Consider the following 17678-nt stretch of genomic DNA (forward strand, 5'->3'; position numbering starts at 1 on the left):
ATGGCGGAAGGGATTGAGGCAACCAAGCAGGCTGAAGCGGCGGCCTCCGCGACGGGCGCGGCTCGCCCGCCACATCCGGAAGGTCGCGCGGCGCTCGGCGAGCACACCGGCAATGTCGCAGGCATTGGCGATGCGATCGATCGGTGCCGTGGCGAACCGCAGCAGGGCGCGGCCAAATCCGGTCACGAGAGCCGCGGCGTCATCAATGAAGGCGGAGGCGACATCAACAGCAAGGGTTTGCATTTTGCAGGTCTCCGGGTTAGTTTGAACAATGTTCACGTTGGTAGCTCAAGAATGAACAATGTTCAAGATGAATCGATAAGGGATCGGAAAAAAAATCGGCGCCGGCTCCAGATCCTGGAGATCGCCCGAGGCATTATCGCGGCTAAGGGATTGAGATCGTTGAAGGTTCGAGATGTAGCCGAAGCCGCCGGCTGCTCCGTCGGCAGTGTCTATAATGAGTTCGGCGACTTCGACGGGGTGATCCTGACCGTCAACCGCGAGACGGTGCAGGCGCTGACGACGCGCCTCGGCGGCGTTTCGGCCGAAGATCCGGTGCGCCAGCTGTACGGCCTTGCCGAGACCTATCTCGACTTCTTCGCCGAGCACGCCAATCTGCTGCGCTCGCTGTTCGAGCATCGGATGGAGGATGACCGTCCTTATCCTGACGATATCCTCCAGATGGTGATGGACGCCTTCGCGTTGATGCACCCGCCGCTGGTGCGGGTGCTCCCAGATGCGGATGACGTGAAGCTCGCCCTGCTGTCGCGCACGCTATTTTCCGCGGTGCACGGGATCATCTCACTCGGCCTCGAAGAGCGCATGGTCGCCGTACCGCCGCAGATGCTGCGCCAGCAGGTTAAGCAATTCCTCGACGCGCATCTCGTCGGTCTCGGGATCCTGCCGACACGGTGATGGCGTCGGTTACTCTTAGGCGCGGGCGGCCTCGCGCGGCCTTGGGGCGACGAGAACGACGTCCGGTTTCCCGTTGTCGACCTGAACCCGGTTGCGGCCCTTTTCCTTGGCGCGATAGCAGGCGGCGTCCGCCTGACGCATCGCTTGCTCGAGCGTGGTGTTGCCATCGGCAATGCAGGCAACGCCAATGCTGGCGGTCACAGCAAAGCAGCGATCATCCCAGGCGAAGTTGAACAGTTCGAGCGACCGCCGCAGCCGCTCGGCGATATCGACGGCGTCGCATGGCGGACATTGCGGCAGGATCAGGCCGAATTCGTCACCGCCGAGCCGGGCGACCAGATCGCGTGGCCGCCGGTCCTGCAGCAGCAGGCGCGCGACCTGACACAGCAGCCGATCGCCGGCGAGATGGCCGCAGCTGTCGTTGACGCCCTTGAACTGGTCGAGGTCGAGCAGGATCAGGCTGAGGGAGCCTTCGCTGCGAGCATCGAGCTCGCCCTGCAGGCGCGCCTCGAAGGCTCGCCGGTTCGCGATACCTGTCAGCCAATCATGCGAGGCTTGAAAGGCGAGGCGATCCTTTTCCGCATGCAATGCTTCCTCGAAAGCCTGCCTTTGCAGCACCAGTCGCCGCGTATGCCAGATCAGGAGCAGGATCAAGGTCGCGGCGGTCGCGATGTTCAGCCAAGTCAGAGTCAGTTTGATGGTGCGAGAGCCTTCGCCGAGGACGGTTGAGAACCGCTCGGCATGCCCGGTGAACTGCCTGTTCAACTCCGAGAGCCGTGACGAGAGGAACTGGCGGCGGCCGCTGTCTGTGATGGGGCCGTCCTTCAGTTCACTCCGGATGACTTCACCGAACACGCCGAGCTCCAGCAGCATGGGATCGGTGGCTGCCCATTCCCGAATCGCTTCGCGGAGGAAGCTGACCCGGTTGAAATAGCGGAACAGCCAGATCAGGTCGGGAACGTCATCGGGATGGTTGCCGCCTTGCAGGAAGCCGATGCGCGCGGTCTCGATGTCGACCGGATCGCTCTCGAGCGCCCATCTTGCATATTCGTCGCCGATGGGGACGGCGAGCGAGGTCCGGTATTGTGCGAACTGGCCGGCTTCGCCCGAATGCAGATAGAGATTGAGGAAATAGACGGCGTTCTTCTGCGAACGCGACCACATCGCCTCGCCCGCGACATAGGCGCGAACCGATGACATCACCTCGAGGCTGAATCCGGCGATCGCCGCCTGCAGCACGACGACCATCACGAACGGCGAGACGAGTTTGATCGCGTGAAGGAAGCTGCGTTCCTTCGCCGAGGTTGCTGTTCTGCGAAACACTGCGTTCCCCAAATCACTCAACGACCCAGCCGATCGTTCGGCTGATAACGCGAACCATGCGGGAATGCTGCTTAACTCCACATGAGAAAGCCGCGAGATCGTCTCGGAGGGTGAAAGCACCGCGAAACAGATGCGTATAGATCGTCGAAAATGCTACTCAGCCCGAACCGCGCCGCATTGGCGTGCCGATGCCGAGAATCCGGCCTTTTGCGATCCACGCGATTGAGAGAATTTGGTCGGATCCTAGACCAGCACCGGCTTGCGTACGCGGCCGGCATCGCCGAACACACGCAAGTACCGCTCGATCTCCGAGGGTATGCCGGTCGCCTTCTCCGGGTTGTCGGAGAGCTTGACGGCCGGATGTCCGTCGACCGACGACACCTTGCAGACCAACGAAATGGGATCGAGGTTGAACGAGCCGTCGGGCGCGCAGCCGACGAAATCGTTGGTGAGGTTGGTGCCCCAGCCGAACGAGAGCCGCACCCGGCCCGCGAAGTGGTGATAGGTCTCCTCGATCGACCCGACGTCCATCGCGTCGGAGAACACGAGCAGCTTGTCCTTGGGATTGCGACCTTTCTTCTGCCACCAGGCAACGATCTCCTCGCCCGCCTGGATCGGCGGCGCGCTGTCGGGGCGGAAGCCGGTCCAGTCGGCCACCCATTCCGGCGCATCGCGCAGGAACGCCTTGGTGCCGAAGGCGTCCGGCAGCGCGATCAGCAGATTGCCGCCATAGGTTTGGCGCCACTGGTCGAGAATCCGATAGGGCGCCCAGCGCAATTCCTCGTCGTCCCTGGCGAGCGCGGCCGCGACCATCGGCAACTCGTGCGCGTTGGTGCCGATCGCTTCGAGATCGTTGTCCATCGCAAGCAGCACGTTGGAGGTGCCGATGAAGGACGGGCCGAGGCCTTCCTTCACAGCTTCCACACACCAGCGCTGCCAGAGAAAGCCGTGGCGGCGGCGGGTGCCGAAGTCGGACAACCGCAAATTCTCCAGCTTGCGCAGCCGCTCCACCTTGGTCCACAGCTTGGCCTTGGCGCGGGCATAGAGCACGTCGAGCTCGAAGCGGCCGCGGTCCTTCATGGCCGAACGTGAACGCAATTCGTTGAGAATGGCGAGCGCTGGAATCTCCCACATCGTGGTGTGGGTCCACGGCCCGTGGAAATGCAGCTCGTACTGGCCCTCGACCTTGCGCAGCTCGTATTCGGGAAGGCGAAATTCGGCGAGCCAGCGGATGAAGTCCGCCGAAAACATGTGGGTCTTGCCGTAGAACGTGTTGCCGGCGAGCCAGATCAGCTCCTTCTTGGAGAAGCGGATGGTCCGGGCGTGGTCGAGCTGGGCCCGCAGCTCGCCCTCGTCGATAATCTCGGCGAGGCGCACATGGCGCGAGCGGTTGATGACCGAAAATGTCACTTTCTGATCCGGATATGATTCCCGAATCATCTGTAACATCAGTAGCTTATAGAAGTCAGTATCGAGCAGGCTGCGGATGATGGGATCCAGCCGCCAGCTGTGATTGTAGGTTCGGCTCGCAATGTCGGTCACTGTCATGACCGAATTCTAGCGTGGCCGCCCGCGCGCAACCAGTGGGTTTGGCGAGGGGCTGGGCATCGCGCGGGCGGCCGTAGCGTGCCGAATACCGGCTCAGCCGCCGGCAGCCGTCGCTGCGACCGTTTCGAGCTGGCTCCGGACCCAGCGATGCGCGGGGTCCTTGTGATAGCGCTGGTGCCAGACCATGAACATCGGCAGCTCGGCCAGCGTGCGCGTGCGTGAGGGCAGTGGTATCAGGGCATGCGCGAAGCCACTCATCGCGCCGGAGGCAAGCAGGCTCGGCATGCTCGCCAACATCTGCGAGCCGCGTAAGAAGGACGGCACACCGGAGAAGCTCGGCACGGAAATGGCGATGTCGCGGTGGAAGCCGTTCGCCGCGAGCCGACGATCGAAATCGAGCCGCTCGTTGTCGGTGTAGACCACGGTGATGTGTCGCGCGGCGAGATAGGCGCTGCGGCCCGCCGGTGCGGCGCGCGCCTTGGGATCGAAATAGCAGACGTAATGATCGCTCAGCAGCCGCTTCTGCACGATGTCGACGCCAACAGGCGGCAGCGGCGTGATCAGGAGGTCGCAGCGATTTTCGCGCAGCATGGCCGGCGAGGGCGATTGCGACGGGATCACGCGCAGGTTCAGGCTCTTCACCTGCGCGGCGACATGACCGAAGAAGCGCGGCAGCAGCAGGTCGCGCTGGAAGTCGTTGGCGGCGATCGTCAGCGAAAGCTGCGCGCTCGGCGGCTCGAACGTGACGCCGCCGGCGAAGCTGCGCATCTCGTCGATCAGCGCGCGCGCCTTCGCGGCCAGCGCCTGGGCATGGGCGGTCGCGACGATGCCGCGGCCGGACTTCGCGAACAGGGGATCTCCGGCGATCCGCCGCAGCTTGTTCAGCCCATGACTCACGGCCGACTGCGTCAAGCCGAGACGCGTGGCGGCTGATGTCACCGAGCCCTCCTCCAGCACGGCGAGGAACAGTTCGAGGGCGTGGCCGTCGAGGGCCAAATGATCGATTTCTTTCATGCTATGCATTATAATTGATCTATTTATTTGTGGAATAGCCCGGCCCATGATCTCGCCAACACGCCGCGCCAGGACCGGTCGCGGTCACAGGGAGAGACACCGCCGATGAATGCCCAGGCACCAGCCTTGCGCGATCCCCGCCTCAACCGCCCCGAGCCCTTGACGTCGCCGCTCGGCGATGGGGGCTTCTTCCAGCGCGACCGCTCGATCCATCCGCCGGCCTACGCGCCTGGCTATAAAACCTCGGTGCTGCGTTCTCCGCGTCAGTCGCTGTTGTCGCTGGAGAATTCGGTCTCGGAAATCACGGGGCCGGTGTTCGGCCACAACGATCTCGGCCCGCTCGACAATGATCTGATCCGCAACTACGCCAAGGACGGCGATCCCGTCGGCGAGCGCATCGTCGTCCATGGCCGTGTCCTGGACGAGACCGGCCGCGGCGTGCCGAACACGCTGGTCGAGTTCTGGCAGGCCAATGCCGGCGGCCGCTACCGGCACAAGAAGGATACGTATCTGGCGCCGATCGATCCCAATTTCGGCGGTTGCGGCCGCGCGCTGACGGACGACACCGGCTACTATTATTTCCGCACCGTCAAGCCGGGGCCCTATCCCTGGCGCAACTACGTCAACAGCTGGCGCCCGGCCCATATCCATTTCTCGGTGTTCGGCTCGGGCTTTGCGCAGCGGCTGATCACGCAAATGTACTTCGAGGGCGATCCCTTGATCCCGATTTGCCCGATCCTGACGACGATCCCGGACAAGGACGCGCTCGATCGCCTCGTCGCGCCACTCGACCTCAACGCCTCGACGCCGTTCGACTCGCTCGCTTATCGCTTCGACATCGTCCTTCGCGGTCAGCGCTCCACCTATTTCGAAAATCGCACCGCCGGGAATTGAGATCCATGCCGCAGCCGCTCAACTATCTCAAGGAAACCGCCTCGCAGACCGCCGGGCCCTACGTCCATATCGGCCTGATCCCGGCCATGGCGGGCTTCGACATTTTCGAGAAGAACTTCTCCAACGTGCTGGTGACGCCGAACACGCAAGGCGAACGCATCACGCTCGAAGGCAAGGTGCTCGACGGCACCGGCACGCCGCTGCGCGACGTCCTGCTGGAGATCTGGCAGGCCAATGCGGCCGGCCGCTACAACCATCCGGCCGATCGTTCGGCCGGCGCGCTGGATCAGGACTTCCGCGGCTGGGGCCGCGCGGGCTCCGATTTCGAGAGCGGGCTGGTGACTTTCGAGACCATCAAGCCCGGCGCGATCATTGACAAGGCGGGTCGCAAATGCGCGCCGCACGTCAACGTCTGGATCGTCGCGCGCGGCATCAACATCGGATTGAACACGCGCCTCTATTTCTCGGATGAAGAGGCCTCCAACGCCGCCGACCCGGTGCTCAACCTGATCGAGCAGCCGGTGCGACGGGCGACCTTGATCGCAAAGCGTGGCGAACGTGCCGGCAAGGTCGTGTATTCCTTCACGATCAATTTGCAGGGGCCTGAGGAGACGGTGTTCTTCGACGTCTGACGAACTGGCAGCCGTCCGCCAGGATCATACGACCCGGTCGCTTCGGTTGATCGTTCCGCGGGTGAGGAATTGCGGTGGCTGCTGACGTATCTCGCGCGGTCCTGGTCGTTCGGCCGGATCGCGCCCAATCTTTGGTTTCAGCTCTGCCAGATCAATGAAGACGTCCGCCTGCCGGCGCAGCTCGTCGGCCACCATCGGCGGGTGGGTGACGAGCGTCGAGACCACCGCCACACGGACGCCGCGCCGCTGCACGGCCTCCACCAACGACCGAAAGTCCCCATCGCCGGAGAACAGTACGATCTGGTCGACATGGCCGGCGAGCTCCATCGCGCTCACTGCGAGGTCAACATCCATGCTGCCCTTGACTTTGCGGCGGCCGGTGGTCGCATCGATGAATTCTTTCGTCAGCTTGGTGACGACGGTGTACCCGTTATAGTCGAGCCAATCGATCAACGGGCGGATCGACGAATATTCCTGATCTTCTATGACGGTCGTGTAATAGAAGGCCCGCAGCAGGGTACCGCCCTCCTGAAATTCGCCGAGCAGACGCCGGTAATCGATGTCGAAGCCGAGTGCCTTGGAGGTCGCATACAGATTCGAGCCATCGATGAAGAGCGCGATCTTCGGCCAGGACATAATGCTCAAATCCCCAATTCCCCATGGAAGCCGCTAGGTACCGTCGGGGTCCTGCGGGCCCAGATGAAACATCGAAAATCGACAATCGCCCGTTGAAAAAGCGGCGCAGACGACCCGACAGGGTGTGGCCGTCTTGCGCCAAAGGCTATGGGAGGTCCATGCCACCAGCGCCGGGGCGCCGAATGCAGCCACGCTAAGGCCTGTGCGTTTCATGCTCAATTGTACGGAGGTAAAGAGCGTCTATCCAAAGGGTGGATCGCTCCATACGAAGGTAGGTGGGCGATCTGCCAGCCTGGGTCCCTGCCTAGTTCGCCGCGTGACCTGCGACCAAAGTCTAGCGAGGCGAACTTCGTTCGTTGGGAACCAAAGCCTCTCCGGAACGATTCCATCAGCATATCCTCGCGGAGAGGTGCCCCATGAGCAGTCTGAAAGAGCGCGAAACCGCCCCTGACGTCTACAATCTGTTTCTCGCGGCGGTTCTCTTTCTATCGCCGTGGCTGTTCAAGCTGACGAACAGCCAGGGCAAGATCGACCTCTGGATCACGAGCGCAATCATCGTCGTGCTCTCGCTCGCCGCCATCATCGCCTACCGCGATTGGGAGGAGTGGATCAATGTCCTGATGGGCGTCTGGCTGATTGCCTCGCCCTGGCTGCTCGGATTTCCGCATACCCGCGCGATGCATCTGAGCATTGGTTTCGGCATCGTCATCGTGCTTCTGGCCTTGCTTGACCTCTTCCTGCACTACGAGAAGAGGCATCCGGAGGATATGTCCGCAGAGTCCGGGCACGAGGCGGCACGACAGTAGCGCGCTACTCTCCGCCGTGGAGCTGTGCGCGAAAGGCGCTCGGCGAAAGCCCGGTGGCGGCAGCATAGACCCGGCTGAAATAAGCGGGGTCCTCGAAGCCGAGTGCGTAGGCGATCGTCGAGACCGGCAGGTTGGTGTAGACGAGGTTGCGCCGCGCTTCGCGGATCAGCCGGTTCAGGATCAGGTGCGAGGCGGTGTCGCCGGTCGCCGCGCGCGTGATGCGGTTGAGATGCGTCGGCGTGATCGCGAGCGCCTTGGCGTAGTCCGCCACGGTCCAGCGCTCCAGATGATGCTGTTCGAGCTGGGCCTCGAAACGACGGAATAGATATGACTCTGCGCTGCCGCCGCTGCCACTCTCGCCCGTGAGCGCACGTGCCACGAGACCGATCATCGCCGCCGATAATGCACGCAGCACATGCGCACGGCCGAAATCGCGCGCGGCATGCTCGGCGAAGATCTGCTTCATCGTGGCGCGGATCTGCGACGTGCCGCGCACCACGGCCGATCTCGACAGCACGCCGCGCAGCCCCTCGGCGGCAAGTAGCGCCTCGTCCAGCATTTCCGCAGCGATGGTCAGCACCCAGCCCTGGGTTCCCGGAATGAAACGGAAGCCGTGGACATGACCGACCGGCACGTTGACGATCTGCATCGGCTTCAAGGGCACCACGCGTCCGTCGAGCGTCGCTTCGCCGCCGCCGCGCTCGATCAGCAGCACCTGGTGCAGCCGCGCATGTCGGTGTACGGCAAGGGTCCAGTCATGCAGCACCGAGCGGGACGCGATCGTCTCGCAATGGACGACGTCGGGCAGGTCGCCGGCCTCGCCGAACAGGTTGTAGACCCGGATGGCCGGGGCGGGGGCTGTGGTTCTCATGTTCGAATAATACAAGACAATGGCGAAAGCCTCCATCGGTCTGGGCCGTGGAATCTGCAAAAAAGTGCCGACGGGAGGACGGAAAAATGAAAGTACAGGTCTGTATCATCGGTGGCGGCCCGTCCGGGCTGCTGTTGTCCCAGCTCTTGCACCTGAAGGGCATCGATACGGTCGTGTTGGAAAAATCCAGCCGCGACCACGTGCTGTCCCGCATCCGTGCCGGCGTGCTCGAGCACGGCTTCGCCAGGCTGATGCGCGAAGCGCAATGCGGCGAGCGGATGGACCGCGAGGGCGAGATCCACAATGGATTCGAGATCGCGCATGACGGCGTGCTCTCCCATGTCGATCTGCACAAGCATTCCGGTGGCAATTCGGTGCTGGTCTATGGTCAGACCGAGTTGACGCGCGACCTCTACGAGGCGCGCGACCGTCTCGGCGGCAAGGTGGTGCACAACGCCGAAGATGTGAGGCCGCATGATCTGACGTCGGACCGGCCCTACGTCACGTATCGCGCAAACGGCGCGACCATCCGGGTCGACTGCGACTACATCGTCGGCGCCGATGGCTTCCACGGCGTCAGCCGCAAATCGATCCCGAAGGACGTGCTGCGCGAATATGAGAAGGTCTATCCGTTCGGCTGGCTAGGGGTGCTGTCGCGCACCAAGCCGGTCTCTCCCGAGCTGATCTATGTGAAGCACGAGCGTGGCTTTGCGCTTTGCTCGCTCCGCTCACAGGTGCTGAGCCGGTACTACGTCCAGGTGCCCCTCACTGACAAAGTCGAGGACTGGTCGGATGACGCATTCTGGGCCGAGCTGAAACGTCGCTTGCCGAGCGAGGTCGCCGCGCGCCTTGTCACGGGTCCCTCGATCGAAAAGAGCATCGCGCCGCTGCGCAGCTTTGTCGCCGAGCCGATGAGCTATGGCCGCCTGTTCCTCGCCGGCGATGCCGCCCATATCGTGCCGCCGACCGGTGCGCGTGGGCTGAACAGTGCCGCTTCCGACATCTACTATCTCTACCATGCGATGCTGGCGCATTATCAGGATGGCGATGATTCCGGGCTGAAGGGCTATTCCGCCAAGGCGCTGGCGCGGATCTGGAAGGCGCAGCGCTTCTCGTGGTGGATGACGATGATGCTGCACCGCTTCCCCGATCGCTCCGAGTATGAAGACCGGCTCCAGCAGACCGAGCTGGAGTACCTGTTCTCGTCCGAGGCGGCGCAGCGATTGCTCGCGGAGAATTATGTGGGGTTGCCGTTCTGAGCGGTGGCCTCGCAGTCCTGCTGCAGAGGAGGCAAGTAGCGTTACTTTCCTTCCAGCGTATTCACTGGCGTCCAGTCGGGCGCTGGCGGGTGCTCAGCCAGCTCCTGTGCACGCTTGGCGAAATATCGCGACGGCGGATCGTCGCAGGCGTTGCTTTCGAACTGCTCGGCGGCTTTCGCGAAGTCGCGTGCACGCCAGTACGCAAGTCCTTTGGCGTAATTCGCCGCGCGGATGCCTTGCTCCCGGGTCTGCTGGTCCTTCTTCGCGAGCGGCTCGTACACCCTGATCGGCTCGTCGCGACCCTGAACCCTGACCAGGTCGAGTTCGCGCCAGGTGTAGGCGCTGCGGCTCTGGTTCACTGTCATCTCGGACGCCATGATCGCTGTGCCGAAATATTTGTTGGCGCCTTCGAGCCGCGAGGCGAGGTTTACGGTGTCGCTCATGACGGTGTAGTTGAAACGCCGGCGCGAGCCAATGTTGCCGACCACGGCTTCGCCGCTGTTCAGCCCGATGCGGTGGGCAAGGCCGCGCCCCCGAAACGCGGGATGGCTGTCGTTGAGCTCTTCAAGCCGGTCGCGGCATTGCAGCGCGGCGGCGACCGCATTCCGTGCGTGATCGGGATCGTCGGCCGGCGCGCCGAACATCGCGACGATGGAATCGCCGATATATTTATCGACATAGCCGCCGTGCCTTTCGATGATGTCGGTCATGGCGGAGAGATAGTCGTTCATCAGTGCGACCAGCTCGGCCGGCGTCATCTTCTCGGCAATCGAGGAAAAACCGCTGAGGTCCGAGAAGAACATGGTGATGTCTCGCATCTCGCCGCCGAGCATGGGCATCTTGCCGGAAGCAACCATGCCGTCGATGACTTCCGGCGCGAGATAGAACGCAAAGCTCTTGCGCAGGAAGCGCTCCTCGCGGTCGGCGATCACGAAACGGTAGCCGATCATCATGGCGAGGGCTGCGAGGCCCGCAAGCACGGGCTCCGTCAGCGGAAGTGCTACGGCATGCGTGAATGTGGCGACGGCGACAGCAGTGTAGGTTACGGTGAGCCCGAGCCAGGCGACCGCCGCGCCGGCCGGAGCCAGCAGGCAGGCCGCGCAGGCGACGATCGTCGCGAACACGATTGCCAGAATCGACCGCAGCGGAGGGCCGAGCTCGACGACGGCATCATGCTCGATCAGGTTTCGCACGGCCGTGGCATGGACGAAGACACCGGCGATCTGGCTGCGGGCGTTTTGCTTAGCGTCCCCCGGCGCGGGCAGGGCGCATCGCGGCGCCGGCGTCCCGTCATATCCGCGGCCCAAATGCATCGAGGTGAGCTTGCGGTCATCGAAGGTAAGAAGGCTGCCCAGCAACACGATCTTGCCGCTGAAGGCGCGGCGGAAGAAGCCGGTATCTCCTTTTTCGACGCAGGCGCGCAAATCGGCGAACGAATAGGTCGGGATGTCGCGGCCCATGCCGCGGAAGTTGAGCGTGAGCGTGTTGGGCACCGCGCTCGGGATCACATAGTCCGACAAACGCGTCACGCCGCTCGGTCCGGTCTCGAGTTTTGCATCGAGCGAGCGCGCCACGAGCTCGACGGCCATGGCGGGCACCGGCTGACCCCCGATCAAAAAGCTCAGCGGCATCCGCCGAATGACGTTATCGGGATCGGTATGGACGTTGAGGGCGCGAATGTTGTTTTTGACCGCCAGTTGCTGCGCGTGATCGGGCCTGTCCGGATGGTCGTTGCGAAGATTCTCACCGAGCACCAGCTTGCCGCCCTCGGAGAGGCGCCGCAGCGCGATCAGATAGTCCCGGTCAAATCCCTTCACACGGCTGCCGAACGACGTATCCCCAAAGGGAATTTCCGACTGCTCGATCAAGCTTGGAAAGATAACGTCGAATCCGATGACCTTGGCGCCGCCGTCGGTGGTGCTGCCGAGCACCCGTCCGATCTCGCGGGTCCATGTCTGCGTCGGCGATCCCTTGAAGGGCGGGGTGTCGTAGGTCTCCCCGTCAATCGCGACGACGACGACCGGCGATGTCGCGGGATCGCGGCGGTCGCCAACCAGCTTCCAGCGCAAGGCCGTGAGAATGTCGAGCGAGAGACCTTGCAGCCTCTGGAGCTGCGGAGACGTGAAAGCCGCGCCGGCAACGAGCGCAATCAGGATCGCCGCAACGATGTCCCGCCTCCCGATCCGCCGCATCGTTGCCGTCGCGGGCCGTCTATTCGAACCGCAGCAGGCGACCGACGATCGGAGTCGGCGACGCTGTCGCGCTGGCGTCGACCTGGAATGCGTAGCGCTTGTTGCCGAGCTTCGCGAGATAGCTGCCGCCCGGGGTCAGCGACTTGCCGGCTTTCGAAAGGTCGTAGAATTTTCTGGCGACCATGACATCATTCTTCAGCGGAAGCGTGATCGTGGGCTCCTGGCCGTCGGTGCGTTCAATCACCAGCGTGCTGCCGCTCTTGGCCTGAATCAGCGGCGCGACGCCGTAGATCGTCGGCAGCCTGGCCGGCGCGCTGCCAGCTTCGGCTCGCACGCTGCGGAACGTGGTGGCCGCGCTCTGGTTCGCCTCGCGTTCGGAGAGTTGCGCGGCGTTGGCATCGCATGGCACTTTGACACGTTGGACGTTGCCGAGTTGCACGGTGCTCTGCTCCGCGCCGACCAGCACGACGCCTTCGGTGATGGTCTCGCGCAGGCAGGATTTGAGATAGCTGAGCGTGATGCCGGCCTTGGGGCCGAGTTTGATGATCTTGCCGGGCGCCACATAGTCCATGAATTCGATGCCCTCGACCTTGCCCTGAACGTCCTCGACAATGGCGGCGGGGGTCCCCGCGACGGCCGGCGCGCTCAGGCAAAGCACGCCGAAGATGGCGCCGATCAGGCTTCTCATGATTTTCTCATCCAGTTCGAACGATATAGGACGCATCCTCGCCCCGGTGCGAGCCTAGCAGAAAACGGGTTGGGTCGTGTGATCAGAATCACTCTTGGTATTGGTGCACCCTGGCAGGAACGGGTTCAAAGCATTGATGGCAGAAAACGACCTTGCGGCAAAACGGGGCCTCAGCCCACGAAGTCGCACCGCCGCAACGGCGTCGGCGCGGTTCTGGTCCGGACGGCTCCCGGTCGCTCCTAACGTAAAGGGCTGGCCGCTCCTGGTGTCTGAAATGGTGCCGTGCCCTGCCGGGGGGCGATGCCCAGCACCTCATCCCAGCGCGACAGAAAGGCTTCGACGCAGGCCGGATCGAACTGCCGTCCCTGGTTCTCGATCAGATAGTCACGCGCCAATTCCAGCGGCATCGGCTCTTTATACGGCCGTCGCGTCGTCAGGGCATCGAAGACGTCGGCGACTGCGACCACGCGCGCCGCGACCGGGATCTCGTCCGCCTTAAGGCCGTTCGGATAGCCGGCACCGTCCCAGCGCTCGTGATGGCCCTTGGCGATTTGCGCGCCGAGCTGGATCAGCTCGCAGCTGGAATCGGCCAGGATATTTTCGCCGATCGTCGCATGGGTGCGGATCACAGCCATCTCGTCGTCGGTCAGCTTGCCCGGCTTGAGCAGGATGTTGTCGGGAATGGCGACCTTGCCGACATCGTGCAAGGGCGCGGCGAGATAGATGTCCCGGCAGAGTCGGGCGGAGAGACCGAGCTGTTCGGCGATGATCCGGCTGTAGCGGGCGACCCGCAGCGTGTGCTCGCCGGTGTCGTTGTCACGATATTCGACCGCGAGCGCGAGCCGCAGGATGATCTCTTCCTCGCGCTCGCCGAGCTTGCGTGTTGCGGCAGCGACCTCACTGGCTAGATGTGCAGCGCGATCGTTTAGCTTACGTACGGCTGCACCAAGCTGAATCAAATTCCGCAGACGCACCGTCATCTCGACGCTCTGAGGTGCCTTGGGCAGGAAATCGGTTGCACCGGCCTGCAGCGCTTCCATTTTGATGTCGTCGGTCTGCCGCGAGGTGATCATCGCGATCGGAATGTCGGTGCAGCCCGGCAGCGTGCGGAGCGCGCGGATGAAGCTGATGCCGTCCATGTGCGGCATTTCGTAGTCGACAAGCACGAGATCGAAGACGCGCTCGCGCGCGCAAGCCAACGCCTCGACGGGATCGAGGAACGCGGTGGCCTCGACGAGGCCTTCCGTTTCGATATGACGTTTCAGGAAATTGAGGACAGAGCGGCTGTCATCAACCAGAAGCGCTTGGGTCAGCATCGGCGGCCGGGCTCGTTCGGATGGCGAGGCGTGATCTCAATGAATAGCCGGCGCGATTTAACGCGGAGCAAATGTCCCGCCGCGGCAAACTGCCTCGACGCTGCTCGCCATGCACGAGGTTTGAGCGGGTCGTGCACGCTTGGATGCATACGCGAAGTTCCGGGGATTGTGACCCGTAGTTGTACGGGCCACTCCATTAGGAGTTTGCATACTCTCCCACGCAGATAGTCATCGCGCGGGATTCGCGCCGTGTGCGCAGCGGAATTTCGAGTCATTTTGGGGGACGAATGTCGTCTGATGTCACTGAGCCGAAGTGGTCCCTACGGCTGCCTGCAGATTGCAGCATCGCTGCGATCCGTAGTGTCTACGACCTGATCCGCGAAGCCTTCGGTCGTCAGGACCGGCTCGAGATCGATTGCTCGAGCGTCGACAAAGCCGATGTGACCTCGATCCAGCTTCTGCTGTCGACCGCCAAGACCGGCGAGGCCCAGGGCCGTCCGGTGGTGCTGACGTCGTTCTCGCAGTCTTTGCGCAACACTCTCCGCCGCGCCGGTTTCGCCAGCGAGGCAATGATCGATCAGCACTTCCCACACAAGAAAGATGGCGTCTAATGGCCACGATCCTCACGGTCGACGATTCTCCCAGCATCCGGCAGATGATCAAGGTCGTGCTCGAGCCGGCCGGCCACAGCGTGATCGAGGCGGGCGACGGCGCGCAAGGCCTCGCCAAGGCGCAAGCCGGCAAGCTCGATCTCGTCATCACCGACCTCAATATGCCTGTCATGAACGGGCTCGAGCTGATCAAGGCGCTGCGCAAGCTGCCGAGCGCGGTCGGCATGCCCATTGTGTTCCTGACCACCGAATCCAACGACACCGTGAAACAGGAAGCCAAGAGCGCAGGCGCCACCGGCTGGATCACAAAGCCCTTCAAGCCCGAGCAACTGCTCGCAGTCGTCGCAAAACTGGTGCGCGCATGAGTGCGATGGACCCGACCGAAATCTTCCGCCAGGAAGCGAGCGAGCTATTCGAGGTTCTGGAAGGAGCCCTGCTCGACCTCGGTCAGCGTCCCGACGACCGCGAGCTGGTCGATTCCGCATTTCGCGCCCTGCATACCATCAAGGGCTCCGGCGCCATGTTCGGCTTCGACAAGGTCGCCTCCTTCACCCACGAATTCGAGACCGCCTTCGATCGCGTGCGCAAGGGCGAGATCAGGCCGACCCAGGAGCTGATCTCCGTCGCGCTCGCCGCCAAGGACTATATCCGCGCGCTGATCGAGGATCCGCAGTCGACCGACGATATCATCGGTGAAGCCATCCTCGACGACCTCAAGCGCTTCGTATCGCCGGATCGGCCGGCCGCTCCCCTCGCCGAGCTCGCGGAAGCGCCGCTCGTGCCCGCCGAGAGCAAGCAGGCCGGTTGGCACCTCTTCCTGGAATTCGAGTCCCACATTCTGCGCAACGGCTCGAATCCGCTCGATCTGCTGGAAGATCTCTGCAAGCTCGGCCCCTGCTTCGTCGTGCCGATCACCGACGGTGTTCCGTTCCTTGACGAGATGGAGCCGGAAGACTGCTATCTGAAGTGGGACGTCAAGCTGCACGCGGCCTGCGACAAGGCCGCGATCGACGACGTCTTCATGTTCGTCTCGGACGAAATGAAGCTGACGTTTTCGCCGCTGGAGCATGTCGAGGCGGCTGCGCCGGCACCGCTGTTGCAGCTCCTCGACGAGGGGTTGGCCCTGGCGGCCGAGATACCGGCACTGGCCGTCGATGCCGTTGCCGTCCCCGTTGTCGAGCAGCCCCTCGCAAAGGCGGAGCCCAAGCCGCAAGCGAAGCCGGAAGTCAAAGTCGAATCGAAGGTCGAACCCAAGACGGAAGCCAAGACCGAACCCAAGACCGAACCCAAAACCGAACCCAAGGCAGAAGCCAAGCGCGACGATCGCGGCATCGCCACCGTCCGCGTCCAGGCCGAGCGCCTCGACGAGCTGATGGACCGCGTCGGCGAGCTCGTGATCGCGCAGGCGCGCCTGACCCAGCTCGCATCTGCAGGTTCAGACCTCTCGATCAAGATGATCGCCGAAGAGATCGAGCGCCTCGCTTCGTCCTTGCGCGATACCACGATGGGTGCGCGCATGGTGCCGATCGGCTCGCTGTTCGGTCGCTTCCGCCGCCTGATCCATGACCTGTCGCGCGATCTGTCGAAGCCGGTCGAGTTCGTCACCTCGGGCGAGGATACCGAGCTCGACAAGACCATGATCGAGTGCCTGGCCGATCCCCTGGTGCACCTGATCCGCAACGCCATCGACCACGGTATCGAAGACACCGCAACGCGTGCTGCCAACAGCAAGACCGAGCAGGGCCGGATCGAGCTTGCCGCCGTGCATTCCGGCGCACAGGTGCTCGTCACCGTGAAGGACAATGGCGGCGGCCTCAACACCGCACGCATCAGGGCGAAAGCCGAGGAGCAGGGCTTGATCGCCCCCGGCGCCGTGCTGTCCGATCACGAGATCCATCAGTTCCTCTTCCATCCGGGCTTCTCCACGGCGCAGACCATTTCTGCGCTGTCCGGTCGCGGTGTCGGCATGGACGTGGTCAAGCGCACCATCGAGAACATGCGCGGCTCGATCGATCTGTCGACCCGGCCGGGTCAGGGCACCACGGTGACGCTGCGCCTGCCGCTGACGCTCGCCATCATCGAGGGTCTTCTGATCCGCGTTGGCGAGGGCCGCTATATCATCCCGCTGTCGGCCGTGGAGGAATGCATCGAGCTGACCGCCGAGGACGAACGGTCCCGCGGGCGCAACTTCCTCAACGTGCGTGGTAACCTCGTGCCCTTCCTCCGCCTGCGCGAGCTCATGTCGTCGTCGGGCGCGCCCGATCGACACCAGAAGACGATCATCATTTCGACCGGCGAAACTCACGTCGGTTTGGTCGCCGACCAGATCATTGGCAACCACCAGACCGTGATCAAGTCGCTCTCCAAGCTGCATTCGGACGTCACGATTTTCTCCGGGGCGACCATCCTCGGCGACGGCACGGCGGCGCTGATCCTCGACGTGGCGCAGCTCGTCACGCTGGCCCAGTCGAAAGTCGAGAAGCAGCATATCAGCGAGGCGGCGTGATGACCGAGGGTTTGGCGATGGAACACCGGGCCGGTGCGATGCAGGTCGTCATGATCGGCCTCGGCGAGGAAAAATTCGCACTCGACGCGGGCCTCGTCCGCGAGATCATCGATCCTGTGCCGGTGACGAAGGTCGCGGGCGCCCGGTCCTTCGTCCCAAGCGTGATCAACGTGCGCGGCAACGTCATTCCGCTGGCTGATTTGCGCATCCGCTTCGGCATGCCGCAGCTCGAGGACTCCGCCGAGACGCGTATCGTCGTCGTCGAGATCGAGCTCGACAACGAACCGGTGCTGGTCGGCGTGACCGCAGACAAAGTCTACGAAGTCACGGAAATTTCGCAGACCGACGTGCAGCAGACGCCGCGCGTCGGCATGCACTGGAAGCCGGAGTTCATCCGCTTCATCGCGAAGTGGCGTGAAGAGTTCGTCATCGTTCCCAACATGGAACGCATCCTGAATTGAGATCAA

Annotated in this window: 17 protein-coding genes; 9 read left to right on the top strand and 8 right to left on the bottom strand. The window is 63.2% G+C overall.

Features of this window, described 5'->3' with window-relative positions; genetic code table 11:
• Positions 1 to 294: 294 nt before the first annotated feature.
• Positions 295 to 915 (top strand): TetR/AcrR family transcriptional regulator, encoded by a 621-nt coding sequence (locus tag BM374_RS29975; RefSeq protein WP_177248632.1) that lies wholly within the window; start codon positions 295 to 297, stop codon positions 913 to 915.
• A 15-nt stretch (positions 916 to 930) separates the two neighbouring features.
• Here the strand turns inward: BM374_RS29975 and BM374_RS29980 are convergent, their stop codons facing one another.
• From BM374_RS29980 to BM374_RS29990, 3 genes are all read right to left on the bottom strand, one after another.
• The gene (locus tag BM374_RS29980; RefSeq protein WP_092300950.1) at positions 931 to 2238 is read right to left on the bottom strand and encodes a GGDEF domain-containing protein; all 1308 of its coding nucleotides are present in this window, start codon (positions 2236 to 2238) and stop codon (positions 931 to 933) included.
• 243 nt (positions 2239 to 2481) lie between these two features.
• Positions 2482 to 3786 carry a nicotinate phosphoribosyltransferase gene (gene pncB / locus BM374_RS29985; RefSeq protein ID WP_092300953.1) on the bottom strand — a complete coding sequence of 435 codons (1305 nt, stop codon included), beginning with the start codon at positions 3784 to 3786 and terminating at the stop codon, positions 2482 to 2484.
• A gap of 93 nt (positions 3787 to 3879) precedes the next feature.
• Positions 3880 to 4809, bottom strand: a complete 930-nt coding sequence (locus tag BM374_RS29990) for a LysR family transcriptional regulator (protein WP_177248627.1) — start codon at positions 4807 to 4809, stop codon at positions 3880 to 3882.
• Positions 4810 to 4905: 96 nt separating this feature from the next.
• Between BM374_RS29990 and pcaH the strand changes: the two genes are divergently transcribed.
• Both pcaH and pcaG read left to right on the top strand, forming a co-directional pair.
• Positions 4906 to 5694, top strand: a complete 789-nt coding sequence (gene pcaH, locus BM374_RS29995) for a protocatechuate 3,4-dioxygenase subunit beta (protein ID WP_092300958.1) — start codon at positions 4906 to 4908, stop codon at positions 5692 to 5694.
• 5 nt (positions 5695 to 5699) lie between these two features.
• The gene (gene pcaG / locus BM374_RS30000) at positions 5700 to 6326 is read left to right on the top strand and encodes a protocatechuate 3,4-dioxygenase subunit alpha (RefSeq protein WP_092300961.1); all 627 of its coding nucleotides are present in this window, start codon (positions 5700 to 5702) and stop codon (positions 6324 to 6326) included.
• Positions 6327 to 6350: 24 nt separating this feature from the next.
• On the opposite strand, the gene BM374_RS30005 is transcribed toward pcaG, so the two are convergent.
• Complete coding sequence (locus BM374_RS30005; protein ID WP_177248633.1) at positions 6351 to 6962, bottom strand: LabA-like NYN domain-containing protein; 612 nt, start codon at positions 6960 to 6962, stop codon at positions 6351 to 6353.
• A 416-nt stretch (positions 6963 to 7378) separates the two neighbouring features.
• Here BM374_RS30005 and BM374_RS30010 point away from each other — a divergent pair, with 416 nt between their 5' ends.
• Positions 7379 to 7768 carry an SPW repeat protein gene (locus BM374_RS30010; RefSeq protein ID WP_092300964.1) on the top strand — a complete coding sequence of 130 codons (390 nt, stop codon included), beginning with the start codon at positions 7379 to 7381 and terminating at the stop codon, positions 7766 to 7768.
• Between the two features lie 4 nt (positions 7769 to 7772).
• Here the strand turns inward: BM374_RS30010 and BM374_RS30015 are convergent, their stop codons facing one another.
• Positions 7773 to 8675 (bottom strand): helix-turn-helix domain-containing protein, encoded by a 903-nt coding sequence (locus BM374_RS30015; RefSeq protein ID WP_092300967.1) that lies wholly within the window; start codon positions 8673 to 8675, stop codon positions 7773 to 7775.
• Between the two features lie 50 nt (positions 8676 to 8725).
• Here BM374_RS30015 and pobA point away from each other — a divergent pair, with 50 nt between their 5' ends.
• Positions 8726 to 9898 carry a 4-hydroxybenzoate 3-monooxygenase gene (pobA, locus tag BM374_RS30020; protein WP_092300970.1) on the top strand — a complete coding sequence of 391 codons (1173 nt, stop codon included), beginning with the start codon at positions 8726 to 8728 and terminating at the stop codon, positions 9896 to 9898.
• Between the two features lie 41 nt (positions 9899 to 9939).
• Here the strand turns inward: pobA and BM374_RS30025 are convergent, their stop codons facing one another.
• The 3 genes from BM374_RS30025 to BM374_RS30035 all read right to left on the bottom strand — a co-directional run bounded on the left by BM374_RS30025 (position 9940) and on the right by BM374_RS30035 (position 14094).
• The gene (locus BM374_RS30025) at positions 9940 to 12090 is read right to left on the bottom strand and encodes an adenylate/guanylate cyclase domain-containing protein (RefSeq protein ID WP_092300973.1); all 2151 of its coding nucleotides are present in this window, start codon (positions 12088 to 12090) and stop codon (positions 9940 to 9942) included.
• A 19-nt stretch (positions 12091 to 12109) separates the two neighbouring features.
• Complete coding sequence (locus tag BM374_RS30030; protein WP_092301171.1) at positions 12110 to 12778, bottom strand: hypothetical protein; 669 nt, start codon at positions 12776 to 12778, stop codon at positions 12110 to 12112.
• A 239-nt stretch (positions 12779 to 13017) separates the two neighbouring features.
• The gene (locus BM374_RS30035; protein WP_092300976.1) at positions 13018 to 14094 is read right to left on the bottom strand and encodes an HD-GYP domain-containing protein; all 1077 of its coding nucleotides are present in this window, start codon (positions 14092 to 14094) and stop codon (positions 13018 to 13020) included.
• A gap of 287 nt (positions 14095 to 14381) precedes the next feature.
• Between BM374_RS30035 and BM374_RS30040 the strand changes: the two genes are divergently transcribed.
• Genes BM374_RS30040 through BM374_RS30055 form a run of 4 tightly spaced genes read left to right on the top strand, consistent with a single transcriptional unit; the run spans position 14382 to position 17672 of the window.
• Positions 14382 to 14705: an STAS domain-containing protein gene (locus BM374_RS30040; RefSeq protein WP_092300979.1), complete on the top strand. Its 324-nt coding sequence runs from the start codon at positions 14382 to 14384 to the stop codon at positions 14703 to 14705.
• On the top strand, positions 14705 to 15070 hold the full coding sequence (locus tag BM374_RS30045) for a response regulator (RefSeq protein WP_092300982.1): 366 nt from the start codon (positions 14705 to 14707) through the stop codon (positions 15068 to 15070). The genes BM374_RS30040 and BM374_RS30045 overlap by 1 nt, the downstream gene beginning before the upstream one ends.
• Entirely contained in the window at positions 15067 to 17211 is a 2145-nt protein-coding gene (locus tag BM374_RS30050) for a chemotaxis protein CheA (RefSeq protein ID WP_092300985.1), read from the top strand. The genes BM374_RS30045 and BM374_RS30050 overlap by 4 nt, the downstream gene beginning before the upstream one ends.
• The gene (locus tag BM374_RS30055; protein ID WP_177248628.1) at positions 17211 to 17672 is read left to right on the top strand and encodes a chemotaxis protein CheW; all 462 of its coding nucleotides are present in this window, start codon (positions 17211 to 17213) and stop codon (positions 17670 to 17672) included. Before BM374_RS30050 ends, BM374_RS30055 begins: the two co-directional genes overlap by 1 nt.
• Positions 17673 to 17678: the final 6 nt, after the last annotated feature.

The sequence above is a fragment of the Bradyrhizobium sp. Ghvi genome (assembly GCF_900115265.1).
In the GTDB taxonomy this organism is placed as follows: domain Bacteria; phylum Pseudomonadota; class Alphaproteobacteria; order Rhizobiales; family Xanthobacteraceae; genus Bradyrhizobium.